The organism is Polaromonas sp. P1_A2, assembly GCF_056406895.1.
Window position 1 is genome coordinate 369,197 of sequence record NZ_JBFTZI010000003.1, and the last position, 12,121, is coordinate 381,317.

The window sequence follows — 12,121 nt, forward strand, 5'->3', positions numbered from 1 at the left end:
CATCGGCCTGCCGTGCGGCCGGCGGCCCGGCCCAGCGCGTCAAGAAATGGCGGAGCCGCGAGGGCCTGCTGGCCAATTCTTGTTACAACTCCTGCAGCTTTTGCGCTGCCCCTCGAATTTTTTTTGTGCATTTTTCACACTCCGCAAGACCCCCTTTGTCAGTCGATTGAAAGAGAAGGGTCGGTCGAAGTGATGGTATGCAGAAAGGAATCGCAGCAGATCAGCTCAAAAAAAGATCTTTTTACGGTTAATAGAAACGGTTCCGGGTCGGAGCCTTTTGTTTCAAATGGTTACCTCTTTGGTTGTAACATTTGACCGCCACGTCGTTGCAAAAAACATACAGTTACAAAAGGCGAAGTGGCGCGAAAGCGGGCCACATTGCTTCAACCCGGCGTTTTTCAGCGATCGCGCAGGCCGATTTCCACCGTCGGGTAGCGCAGGCGAAGCCGCAATTCGCGCTTGAGGCGGCTGTTGTCCAGCCGGCGCGATTCACTCATGAAACTCAGGAGCACCCCGGGCAGCTCTTGCTGGGCGCTGCCGCGTGCCAGGCGCGGCGGCCGCGGCAGGCCGTAAAGGCCGGCGGCCAGGTCAAAGTAGTCGCCCATCTTGAGCTGGGTGTCATCGCTGGCATTGCTGGCGCGTTGCGGCTTGCCGCGCCACAGCGCCGCGAGGCAGGCGCGGGCCAGGTCGTCGGCGTGGATATGGTTGGTGTAGACGTCGTCCTCGGCGCGCAGCACCGGCGTGCCCTTGAGCAGCCGGCCGCGCGGCGTGCCGCCTTCGCGGTCGGGTGCGTAAATGCCCGGAATGCGCAGCAGGTGCACCCGGGTGCCGGTGGCCCGGCCGAACAGCCGCACATGCGCCTCGGCATGCACGCGGCGCTCGGCGCGCGGCGTGAGGGCGTTCAGCGGCCGGGTTTCACGCACCCATTCGCCGCCGCAGTCACCGTAAACCCCGCTGGTGGAGGCATAGACCAGGGAGCGCGGCAGGCCGCGCAGCCGCAGGGCGCGCAGCAGGGCCAGTGTGCGCGGGTCGCTGCGCAGCTCGGCTTTGTCGTTCGGGGGCGGCGCCAGGTGCAGCACCCGGGTGGCCAGGCCCGCCAGGCGGCGCAGCGAGGCGCCGTCGTCCAGGTTGCCCCGCAGCGGCGTGATGCCCCGGGACCGGAGTTCGGGCACGCGCACGGCCGACGAGGTGAGTGCCATGAGCCTGGCGTTGCGCGGCAGCTGCCGGGCCGCGCGCAGGCCCACGTCGCCGCAACCGATGATCAAAATGCGCTCCCTGCGGAAGCGGGAAGGCAGTGCACCTAAAGGACTTAAGTTTGAGGGCAAAATTGGGGGTTGCCGGGAAAACCGGCCAAGTCGAGAACAGTTACCGCAAGGATACCGAATATGAGCTTTAACGTGACCGTGCAGCCCAGCGGCCGGACTTTCATCGCCCAGGTGGACGAAGCCCTGCTGGCCGCCGCCATACGCCAGGGCATAGGCCTGCCCTACGGCTGCAAGGACGGCGCCTGCGGTTCCTGCAAATCCAAAAAACTCGAAGGCACGGTGACCCACGGCGCGCACCAGGCCAAGGCCCTGTCGCCCGAGGAAGAAGCCGCCGGGTTCATCCTCACCTGCTGCGCCACGGCCCATTCCGACGTGGTCATCGAGTCGCGCCACGTGACCGACGAAAGCGCCTTTCCGGTCAAGAAGATGCCGGTGCGCATCAACAGCCTGGCCAAGGCCTCGCACGACGTGATGGTGGTGCGCCTGCAGCTGCCGGCCAGCGACGTGTTCAAGTACCACGCCGGCCAGTACGTGGAGTTTTTGTTGCGCGACGGCGACCGCCGTGCCTATTCCATGGGCAATGCGCCGCACACCCAGGCCGAGAACCCGGGCGTGGAACTGCACATCCGCCACATGCCGGGCGGCAAGTTCACCGAGCATGTGTTCGGCCCCATGAAGGAAAAGGAAATCCTGCGCATCGAAGGCCCTTTCGGCAGCTTCTACCTGCGCGAAGACAGCGACAAGCCCATGGTGCTGCTGGCTTCGGGCACCGGTTTTGCGCCTATCAAGGCGCTGATCGAGCACCTGCAGTTCAAGGGCATCACGCGCCCGGCCGTGCTCTACTGGGGCGGCCGCCGCCCGGCCGACCTGTACATGGACGAATGGGTGAAAACCAAGACCGCGGAAATGCCGAATTTGCGTTACGTTCCGGTGGTGTCCAATGCCCTGCCCGAGGACAACTGGACCGGCCGCACCGGCTTTGTCCACCAGGCCGTGCTGGAGGATTTCGCCGACCTGTCGGGCCACCAGGTGTATGCCTGCGGCGCGCCCATCGTGGTGGACTCGGCCCAGGCCGCCTACACCGCAGCCGGCCTGCCGGAAGACGAGTTTTATGCCGACTCTTTTGTGACTGAAAAGGAAAAATCCCAGGCGACCGTTCCCGCGCAAGCCTAAGAACCTGTTTATGGCCTAAACAGGTTCTTGCCCCCCCAACAAACAAGAAGAATAAAAGAAGAAGAAAAAGAAACGCCCCGGCTGATGCATCAGCCGGGGCTTTTTTTATGCGCGGGCCAAGGGCGGCGAAGTTCAGCCGGCTTTGGCGGGTGCGGGCGCGACCTGCCGGTCGTGCTTCTGGCGGCGGATGGCGGCGCTGGCGCGGTTTTCTTCGTGTTTGAGTTTGCGGCGTTCGGCCTTGGTGACCTTGCCGTCGGATTTGGCGGCCAGCTTGTCAGCTTCGATTTTGGTCTCGCGCTTGTCGAGCTTGGCCGTTTCCTTGGCAGTCAGCGCGCCCGAGCTGACGCCCTGGTCAATGCGCTTTTCCTGGTTGGCCTGGCGCTGGTCGATGCGGGGCGTGGCCAGCGGGTCTTTGGGCGCCGCGGGGGCGGCGGGCGCCTGGGCAAAGGCAAGGCCACCGGTAGCCATTGCAAGGGCGGCGACAAGGGTGTGAATCTTCATGGGGTTTCCTTGAGTTTGAGGTTGAGGTTGAGAAAACATGAAGCGGGCGCCTCATGACCCCCCAACGCGGCGCGGCCGCCGGGCGTCCATGTCTCGCAGGTAAAGATGCTGTAACCGTGATGTTCCAGACCGGGGGCGTGGCGCGTCAAACTTTTTTGCAACAATAGGGCAATGAATATTCGACCCCTCACCCTCCCCTCCTTGCTGGCCAAAAGCCTGGCCGTTGTTTTCATGGCCGGCGCGGCCCTGTCGCCCGCCGCGGCACTGGCCCAGGCCAAGATCATGCGCATCATCGTGCCCTATGCGGCCGGCGGCCCCATCGACGCAACCGCCCGCCTGATGGCCGAGCGCGTGAAAGACTCGCTGGGCACCGTGATCATTGAAAACAAGCCGGGCGGCGGCGGCAACATCGGCGTCGACGCGATCGCCAAGGCCCAACCCGACGGCCTCACGGTCGGCATCTCGGCGGTGGCCACGCATGCCATCAACCCCTGGCTTTACAGCAAGATGCCGTACAACGCGGCCACCGATTTCGCGCCCATCACGCAGATGGTGCGTGTGCCCAATGTGCTGGTAATGAACGCCGACACCGCGCGGCGCCTCAATATCAATACGCTGGCCGACCTGATCAAATACGCCAAGGCCAACCCGGCCAAGCTCAACTACGCCAGCGGCGGCAACGGCAGCGCGGGCCACCTGGCCGGCGAGATGTTCAAGGCCCAGGCCGGCATCTTCGCGCTGCACATCCCCTACAACGGCGGCAACCCGGCCCAGCTGGCGCTGCTCAGCGGCCAGGTCGACTACAACTTCGACAACCTTGCCACCGCCTCGGCCAACATCAAGGCCGGCAAGCTCAAGGCCCTGGCCGTGACCACGGCCAAGCGCAGCGCCATGCTGCCCGAAGTGCCGGCGGTGGCCGAGACGCTCAAGGGGTTTGAGATCGACACCTGGTGGGGCCTGGTGGCGCCCGCGGGCACACCCAAGGACGTGGTGACCAAACTCAACCATGCCTTTGTCGCCGCGCTGAACTCCCCCGAAGCCAAGTCTCGCTTCGCCACGCTGATGGCCGAACCCGTGGGCAGCACGCCCGAGCAGTTCGGCGCCTTCATGAAAAGCGAGCTGGCCAAGTATGAAAAAGTGGTGAAGGCCTCCGGCGCCAAGGTGGATTGATCCGAGGCGTTGAGCAATCCAGCGCCTATGAAAAAGGCCAGCTCCCAGAAAGGGAGCCGGCCTTTTTTAATTGCCTTCGCTACGGACTCTTAAACCAGCAGGGGCCACGGAACCGGCTTTGCCGGGCCGTAGGCGCAGCGGCCCCCGAGGGGCTGGAGCCCGCGGCTCCAAGCCTGCCCGCGCAGGCTTGGACGGGCGACAGAGGTGAAGCGTCTCGCGAGCCGCGGCCTGCAAGGCCTCGAAAGCTACACGCAGTGAGCGACCGTGGGGGCCACGTTATCGGGTCACACGATCACCGTAGCGGATGCTTTTGAGGGAGCCGCCCTCAAACAACAGCATGGTCATGAACTGCCCATAACCGGGGTTGTAAGTCCATTCCTCAACCTGCTGGCAGGTGTTGACCGTGACGTTGGCGGTGGCGCTGGCCGTTGCGCTGCCGGAGGTGCTGGGCACCGTCGGCGTGGTGACGGGTGCGCTGGAGACGGTTTCCTGCACGGGCTTGCAGAAGCTGTCTTTCATGACGGGCTCACCGCATTTTTGCAAAATGGTGCCCTTGGAGTTGCCGATCTGCGCAAGGTCGCCCTTGCAGCGCAGCGATTGGGCAGAGACGCCGGTGAATGCGGACGAAGCCAGGAAAGCCAGGGTGAAGGCGGCGGCGCGGACAATGATTGGATTCATTTTTTGTTTCCCAGGGTTCAGTAAAGATGCGCGTGCGGCGCACCCTTTGAACTTTATGCGCAAAGATTTGGCGCCGCAAGGCATTTGTGGCCCCGGGCCGGCCTGCCGGTGTTACGGCTGTAATGCGCGTCCCGCGGCGCCTTGCGGCGCGCGGGCTGGCGCAAAACAACGGCTTACTCGCCGAGGTAGGCGGCGCGCACGCGCGGGTCGCTGAGCAGCTGCTTGGCGTCGCCGTTCATGGTGACGTTGCCGGACTCCATGACGTAACCGCGGTTGGCGATGCCCAGCGCGCGGCTGGCATTCTGCTCGACCAGCAGCACCGTCACGCCGCGCGAAGAGACGTCCTTCACGACCTCGAAGATCTTGTCGACCATGATGGGCGACAGACCCATGGAGGGCTCATCGAGCAGCAGCACCTTGGGCCGGCTCATCAGCGCGCGGCCCATGGCCAGCATCTGCTGTTCGCCGCCGGACATGGTGCCGGCCAGCTGGTCCTTGCGCTCGCGCAGGCGCGGGAACAGCACGAACATCTTTTCGATGTCTTCGGCGATACCGGCCTTGTCGCTGCGGATGTAGGCACCCATCTGCAGGTTTTCGGTGATGGTCATGCGGGTGAACACGCCGCGGCCCTCCGGCACCATGGCCAGGCCTTCCTTGACCAGGTCCCAGGCGCCGCGGCCCTTGATGCTTTTACCCAGGTATTCGATGTCACCGTCCAGCATCGGCAGGGTGCCGGTGATGGCTTTCATGGTGGTGGTCTTGCCGGCGCCGTTGGAGCCGATCAGCGTGACCAGTTCGCCGTCGTGGACTTCGAAGTCCACGCCCTTAACCGCCTGGATGCCGCCGTAGGCGACTTTCAGGCCGGTCACTTTGAGGAGTGTGTTAGCTGCCATGTTGTTGTTTTCCTTCAATGACCGGTGCCCAGATAGGCGGTGATCACTTTTTCGTCTTTTTGCACTTCGGCGGGCGCGCCTTCGGCAATCTGCTTGCCGTAGTCGAGCACGGTGACGCGGTCGCACAGGCCCATGACCAGCTTGACGTCATGCTCGATCAGCAGGATGGTGCGGTTGTCCTTGCGGATACGGTCTATCAGTTCGCGCAGCTGCACTTTTTCGGTGGCGTTCATGCCGGCGGCCGGCTCGTCGAGCGCGATCAGTTGCGGGTCGGTGGCCAGCGCCCGGGCGATTTCCAGGCGGCGCTGGTCGCCGTAGCTCAGCGTGCGGGCCTTGAAGTCGGCATATTTGCCGATGCCCACGTAGTCGAGCAGTTCCTGCGAGCGCTTGGCGATGGCGGCTTCCTCGTGCTTGAAGCCGGGCGTGCGGAACACCGCGCCCATGAGGCCGGACTGCGTGCGGATATGCCGGCCAACCATCACGTTTTCCAGGGCCGTCATGTCGGCGAAGAGCCGGATGTTCTGGAAGGTGCGGGCGATGCCGGCCTTGGCGACTTCATGCACGGCCGTGGGCTTGTAGGCCTTGCCGGCAAGTTCAAAAGTGCCGCTGTCGGGCGTGTAAAGGCCGGTCAGCACGTTGAAGAAAGTGGTCTTGCCGGCGCCGTTGGGGCCGATCAGGCCGTAAACCTGGCCGCGCTGGATGTGGATACCGACATCGCTCAGGGCTTGCAAGCCGCCAAAGCGCTTGGAGACACCGGAGACTTTAAGAATGGTTTCGCTCATGTCCATTCTCCTTAGGGGTTGATTGACTGGATGGGGTCTTTGCCGACGACCTTGTTCAGCGACTTGCCGTGTTCGGCGGAGGGCCAGAGGCCGCGCGGACGCATCAGCATGATGGTGATCATGGCCAGCGCGATCAGCAGCTGGCGCAGGATGGCGGAGTCGAGGCGGCCGTCGGTCATGGCCTGCAGCGGGCCGGCCACATGGCGCAGCACTTCGGGCAGGGCGGCCAGCAGCAAGGCGCCCAGAATGACGCCGGGCAGGTGGCCTATGCCGCCCAGCACCACCATGGCGACGATCATGACGGATTCCATCAGGCTGAAGGATTCGGGCGACACAAAGCCCTGGAAGGCCGCGAACATCGAGCCGGACACGCCGCCGAAGGTGGCGCCCATGCCGAAAGCCAGCAGCTTCATGTTGCGGGTGTTGATGCCCATGGCCTTGGCGGCGATCTCGTCTTCGCGGATGGCCATCCAGGCGCGGCCTATGCGGGAGTTTTCCAGGCGGTGGCAGATGACGACCGAGACGATCACCAGCACCAGGAACAGGTAGTAGTACATGGATACCGAGTTGACCTCGATGCCGAAGAACTCATGCGGCTTGCCCAGGTCGAAGCCGAAGAACTTCATCGAGTCGATCTGGTTGATGCCCTTGGGACCGTTGGTCAGGTTGATGGGGCGGTCCAGGTTGTTCAGGAACACCCGGATGATTTCACCAAAGCCCAGCGTCACGATGGCCAGGTAGTCGCCGCGCAGCTTGAGGGTCGGGGCGCCCAGCACCACGCCAAAGAAACCGGCAAGCGCCGCGGCGGCCGGGATGATGGCCCAGATCGGCAAATGCAGCCCGTTCGGGAACTGCGCCGCGATCCAGGGGAAGGCATCGGCCAGGTGGGGTGAACCGAGCAGCGCGAACAGATAGGCGCCGACGGCGAAGAAGGCGACATAGCCCAGGTCCAGCAGGCCGGCGTAGCCGACCACGATGTTCAGGCCCAGCGCCAGCAGTACATAGAGCAGTGCCATGTCGACAATGCGCACCCAGGCATTGCCGCCCTGCTGCAGGATCAGGGGCAGCACCAGCAGCGCCGCCGCGACGACCAGGAAGGTCACCAGTTTTTTCGATTGTGTGGAATTCATCAATATTCTCCTTGTGTACCGGATGGCAGGGCCTTCAGGCCCGGTCCGCCACACGCTCACCGAGCAAGCCCGAAGGCCGCAGCGTGAGGACAAAAATCAGCACGATAAAAGCGAAGATGTCGGAGTACTGGCTGCCCAGCACGCCGCCGGTCAGCGGCCCGATATAACCCGCGCCAATCGACTCGATCAGGCCCAGCAGGATGCCGCCCAGCACCGCGCCGCCGAGGTTGCCGATGCCGCCGAACACGGCGGCCGTGAAGGCCTTGAGGCCGGGCAAGAAACCCATGGTGTGCTGCACCGTGCCATAGTTGGAGGCGTACATCACACCGGCCAGCGCCGCCAGGACGGCGCCGATGATGAAGGTGGCGGAGATGACGGTGTCGGGCTTGACGCCCATGAGCGCCGCCACGCGCGGGTTCTCGGCGGTGGCCCGCATGGCGCGGCCCAGCTTGGTGTAGTGCACCAGCCACATCAGCACGGAGAGGGAGACGGCGGTGGCGCCCAGGATGAAGAGCTGGGTCACCGTGATGACAGCGCCGCCGACCTGGAAGGGCTCGGTGGGCAGCAGGGTGGGATAGGGTTTGTAGTTGGGTTTCCAGATGATCATGGCCAGCGTCTGCAGCAGCAGCGACATGCCGATGGCGGTGATCAGCGGGGCCAGTTTGGGGGAGTTTCGCAGCGGCCGGTAGGCGATTTTTTCAATCGCGAAGTTCAGGGCTCCGCAGACGACAAAGGCGATCAGCAGCGATATCAGCAAAATCAGCCAGCCCGGCGCGCCCGGCATGGCCTCCTGCATCCAGCGGATGATGGTCCAGCTGGTCAGCGCCCCCACCATCAAAACCTCGCCGTGCGCGAAATTGATCAGGTTGATGATGCCGTACACCATCGTGTAGCCCAGCGCGATCAGGGCATACATGCTGCCCAGGACCAGACCGTTGATGATCTGCTGTAGCAATACTTCCATAACTCACTCTCCCATGTAAATGAAATGCCAACTCAGTCTGGCGGCACCTGCCGCCGGGATCACCGGTGGCTGGCGCGAGTTAACAAAAAGCCCGCCCATCAAAGCCGGTTGGCTGCTGAATGGCGAGCTAATCCGCAAATTGTAGCCATCGGTGTTAAGCGAGAATCGGGCCAAGCAGGCGGTTTTCGCGGGGTTTACCCTTAACATTTGGTGAAACATCGATTTTTAACTTTTCATTAGTCAGTCTTATGTTGGTTACTCTTTGAAAATCCCACCTAATGCGACATCGAGCCGCGCCCCATTGCGGCAAACCCCTGATGCCCCGCAAGCCGTCCATTTTTAAAATCCGACATGCGATTCCATAAATACGAGGCCATCAACGCGGTATTTCTTTGCGGCACCGTCACCGGCGCGGCAAAGATGCTCAATCTCTCCCAGCCGGCCGTATCCCGCCTGATTTCCAGCGCGGAAACTGAACTCGGCTTTCTTCTGTTTCACCGCCAGCAAGGACGCATGGCGCCGACCGACGAAGCCCAGCAGCTGCGCCCGGCGATCCTGAAAATCATGGAATGCATGAGCCATGCCTCCTCGCTGGCAGCCGGGCTGCGCAACGGAGGCATCAAGCAGTTGAGGATCGCAGCCGTGCCCTCGCTGGCCACAGCCGTCTTGCCCAGCGCCGTGAGGTCCTTCATCGAGCAATATCCCAAATGCAAGCTGACGCTGGAAACCTACCACTACGACTCTCTTGTCGAGGCGCTTCTGGCCGGCCAGGTCGATATCGGGTTTGTTTATGAACCGGTCGCGCACGCGGCGCTCGACACCACGGACCTGCTCCAGGCCCACTTTTGTTCAGTCTCCACATCGGGTTATTTTTCCAAATCCAAAAAATCCATCTCCATCCAGGACCTCGGCTCCTGCAACATCATTGGATTGAGCAAGGATGACCTCGTGGCCTCGCTGATTGCCCAGACGGACGGGATGGCCGACATTGCGCTCACCCGCAATGTTTCGGTCGAAACCAGCGTGGTCGCCATGCACCTGGCCATGCAAGGCTTGGGGGTGGCATTGGTCGACTCCCTGACCGGTGCGCTGGGCAAGGTGCTCGGAGCGCAGGTTTTGCCCTTTGCGCCTGAAGTACCCATCAGGGTCGCCGCGATGCGACTGGTCACACACCAGGCTGGCCTGCATGAAAGAAAGTTTATGGAACACTTCAAGGCCCAGGCGAGTCTGATTCACGGTAGCTGAATGAGCTGAGATGGTTGCCGACATCGGGGCGGGTCAGTAGCTGTCGAAATAGCGCTGCAGCTGCACCGCATCCTGCGTCAAGGTCAATGCCAGGCAGAGCAGCACGCGGGCTTTTTGCGGGCTGAGCGTGTCGGCGCCAACGCTGCCAAAGGCATCGTCGTTCATCGCGCCATTGCGCGAGACAAGGCCGCTCCCGGTGCGGGAGCTCCGTACCACAGGTATGCCCCGGAGAATCGCCTCGCGATAAGCCGCCTGGTGAACACTGGAGATGGAACCATTTCCAGTGCCCGCATGCACCAGGCCGCGCGCGCCGTGGTTCAGGAATGCGCGAATACTTTCACAGCCGGCGCCGGCGTAGGCATAAACAATATCCACCTTCGGCAGGCTGCGCAGGCCGGCCACGCTGAAAGGCGAATCCACCGTGTGCTGACGCGACGGCATCCGGTGCAGCTTGACCTCGCCGTTTTGCATATAGCCGACGCAACCAAATTCCGGGCTCCCAAAACTGTCAATCGAGGAGGTGTGGGACTTGGTCACTTCACGGGCCGAAAAGATCCGCTCGTTTGCAACCACCATCACACCCAGGCCTCGCGCAAGAGGGTTGGCGGCCAGTTGCACCGCTCGCAAGAGATTCAGAGGACCATCCGCACTGAGGGCCGTTGCCGGCCGCATGGCCCCCACCACCACGACCGGCTTGGGCGTCTTGATCGCCAGGTGCAGAAAGTAGGCGGTCTCCTCCAGCGTATCGGTCCCTTGCGTCAGCACAAAGCCATCGGGAGCTTCGGTTTCCTCCAGCCGGGTCATCGCGTCAGCCAGGCCGAGCCATGTATCGGTGGAGAAGTTTTCGCTGCCCAGCTGGCTGATCTGGATCACGAGCAGCTCGACGTTCCCGGGCAAATAAGGCCTCAAAGGCGCCAGCGTGTCGGCCGCGGAGAGCTGTGAATCCTGGTAATTGAGTACGTCCGCCGCGGAATCGGCTTCGCCCGCGATGGTGCCCCCAGTTCCCAGAACGGCAATTTTTATTTTTGGCATCAATGTTCAGCAATTGCGTTAGGCGCACCAGGAAGACGGCGGCGAAATCGGCGCCGCAGTCTTTCAGGGGTGCGGGGACTTTCCGGGCGCAGGCGCGTCACTTCATCGTGACAAGCGTGGTCTTGATGCCCTGGGGGTAGGTAGACAAGGTGACGGCGGCATTCTTGCGCTGGCCGGTTCCGTCAAACTCGATATGCCCGGTGATGCCCTCGTGCTTTGTCTTGCCGACATACGCCAGGTATTTCGCGGGCTCCGCCGAACCGGCCGCACGCATGGCATTGGCCAATATCATGACGTTGTCATAGGCATAAGGCGCATACACCACGACCTCGGCACCGTAAGCAGCCTTGTAGCGTTTTGCAAAACCGGGGCCGCCTTTCATATCCATCAAGGCCTCGCCGCCGTCGCCGCAAATAACGTTCTTCCCGACAGCCTGCGCACCCAGCTTGGGCAGATCGCCGGTGCAGACGCCGTCACCGCCCATGAAAGGAAGTTGCCCCATTCCCAACTGGGCCATCTGGCGAAGCATGGACCCGGCCTGCCCATCAAGCCCGCCAAAAAAAACAGCCTGGGCTTTCTTGCCTTTGATCGTCGTCAGGATGGGCGAGAAATCGCTTGCCTTGTCATTGGTAAATTCACGCGTGACGACTTCACCGCCCAGCGATTTGAAGGTTTTTTCAAACTCATCCGCCAGGCCCTGGCCATATGCCGTGCGGTCGTCAATCAACGCGACTTTTTGAAGCTTGAGTTTGGTCGACGCAAACACAGCCAGGGCGCTACCGATCATCCCGTCATGGGCAATGGTGCGGAAGGTGGTTTTGTAGCCCAGCTGGGTGAGCTTCGGGTTGGAGGCCGCCGGGGTGATATGCGGAAGGCCCGCTTCGCTGTAGATGCGGGCGGCGGGAATCGTGGTGCCGCTGTTGTTGTGCCCCACAACACCGTTGACGCCGCTGTCCACCAGTTTTTGTGCAACGGCGGTTCCCTGCTTCGGGTCGGCCTGGTCGTCTTCGGACACCAGTTCAAACTTTACGGCCTTGCCGCCGATCTTGAACTGGCTGGCGTTGAGGTCGTCAATGGCCAGCTGCGCGCCACGCTCGTTGTCTTTTCCGTAGTTCGCCGCCTGGCCGGACAAAGGTCCGACGATGGCAATTTTGATTTTTTCCTGGGCGAAGGCCGAAGTTGCCGAAACAACTGCCAGCACCGAAAGAATGCTTTTTATGCAAGAACCTGACGACATACCGACTCCTGATGAATTGATGAGTTGGTAGTATCAAACGGGGATTTCTCC

General features: G+C 62.4%; 12 protein-coding genes. 3 read left to right on the top strand and 9 right to left on the bottom strand.

Annotation, left to right across the window (positions count from 1 at the left end):
• Positions 1-398 precede the first annotated feature (398 nt).
• Positions 399-1,325, bottom strand: a complete 927-nt coding sequence (locus AC1D09_RS13765) for an NAD-dependent epimerase/dehydratase family protein (protein ID WP_477661238.1) — start codon at positions 1,323-1,325, stop codon at positions 399-401.
• A 60-nt stretch (positions 1,326-1,385) separates the two neighbouring features.
• Here AC1D09_RS13765 and AC1D09_RS13770 point away from each other — a divergent pair, with 60 nt between their 5' ends.
• Positions 1,386-2,438 carry a CDP-6-deoxy-delta-3,4-glucoseen reductase gene (locus AC1D09_RS13770; RefSeq protein WP_477661239.1) on the top strand — a complete coding sequence of 351 codons (1,053 nt, stop codon included), beginning with the start codon at positions 1,386-1,388 and terminating at the stop codon, positions 2,436-2,438.
• A 132-nt stretch (positions 2,439-2,570) separates the two neighbouring features.
• Here AC1D09_RS13770 and AC1D09_RS13775 read toward each other — a convergent pair whose 3' ends face one another.
• Entirely contained in the window at positions 2,571-2,939 is a 369-nt protein-coding gene (locus AC1D09_RS13775) for a hypothetical protein (RefSeq protein ID WP_477661240.1), read from the bottom strand.
• Between the two features lie 171 nt (positions 2,940-3,110).
• Between AC1D09_RS13775 and AC1D09_RS13780 the strand changes: the two genes are divergently transcribed.
• Positions 3,111-4,109 (top strand): Bug family tripartite tricarboxylate transporter substrate binding protein, encoded by a 999-nt coding sequence (locus AC1D09_RS13780; protein WP_477661241.1) that lies wholly within the window; start codon positions 3,111-3,113, stop codon positions 4,107-4,109.
• A gap of 276 nt (positions 4,110-4,385) precedes the next feature.
• Here the strand turns inward: AC1D09_RS13780 and AC1D09_RS13785 are convergent, their stop codons facing one another.
• From AC1D09_RS13785 to AC1D09_RS13805, 5 genes are all read right to left on the bottom strand, one after another.
• The gene (locus tag AC1D09_RS13785; RefSeq protein ID WP_477661242.1) at positions 4,386-4,787 is read right to left on the bottom strand and encodes a DUF2845 domain-containing protein; all 402 of its coding nucleotides are present in this window, start codon (positions 4,785-4,787) and stop codon (positions 4,386-4,388) included.
• A 173-nt stretch (positions 4,788-4,960) separates the two neighbouring features.
• Complete coding sequence (locus AC1D09_RS13790) at positions 4,961-5,680, bottom strand: ABC transporter ATP-binding protein (protein WP_074578237.1); 720 nt, start codon at positions 5,678-5,680, stop codon at positions 4,961-4,963.
• 14 nt (positions 5,681-5,694) lie between these two features.
• Positions 5,695-6,462, bottom strand: a complete 768-nt coding sequence (locus AC1D09_RS13795; RefSeq protein ID WP_477661243.1) for an ABC transporter ATP-binding protein — start codon at positions 6,460-6,462, stop codon at positions 5,695-5,697.
• A gap of 11 nt (positions 6,463-6,473) precedes the next feature.
• Entirely contained in the window at positions 6,474-7,592 is a 1,119-nt protein-coding gene (locus AC1D09_RS13800; protein ID WP_007863161.1) for an ABC transporter permease subunit, read from the bottom strand.
• A gap of 34 nt (positions 7,593-7,626) precedes the next feature.
• Positions 7,627-8,556 (bottom strand): branched-chain amino acid ABC transporter permease, encoded by a 930-nt coding sequence (locus AC1D09_RS13805; protein WP_413329891.1) that lies wholly within the window; start codon positions 8,554-8,556, stop codon positions 7,627-7,629.
• Between the two features lie 351 nt (positions 8,557-8,907).
• On the opposite strand from AC1D09_RS13805, the gene AC1D09_RS13810 reads away from it, so the two are divergent.
• Positions 8,908-9,801 (top strand): LysR family transcriptional regulator, encoded by an 894-nt coding sequence (locus tag AC1D09_RS13810; RefSeq protein WP_477661244.1) that lies wholly within the window; start codon positions 8,908-8,910, stop codon positions 9,799-9,801.
• 33 nt (positions 9,802-9,834) lie between these two features.
• On the opposite strand, the gene AC1D09_RS13815 is transcribed toward AC1D09_RS13810, so the two are convergent.
• Both AC1D09_RS13815 and AC1D09_RS13820 read right to left on the bottom strand, forming a co-directional pair.
• On the bottom strand, positions 9,835-10,833 hold the full coding sequence (locus AC1D09_RS13815) for an asparaginase (RefSeq protein ID WP_477661245.1): 999 nt from the start codon (positions 10,831-10,833) through the stop codon (positions 9,835-9,837).
• Between the two features lie 97 nt (positions 10,834-10,930).
• Positions 10,931-12,070 carry a branched-chain amino acid ABC transporter substrate-binding protein gene (locus tag AC1D09_RS13820; protein ID WP_477661246.1) on the bottom strand — a complete coding sequence of 380 codons (1,140 nt, stop codon included), beginning with the start codon at positions 12,068-12,070 and terminating at the stop codon, positions 10,931-10,933.
• Between the last annotated feature and the right edge of the window lie 51 nt (positions 12,071-12,121).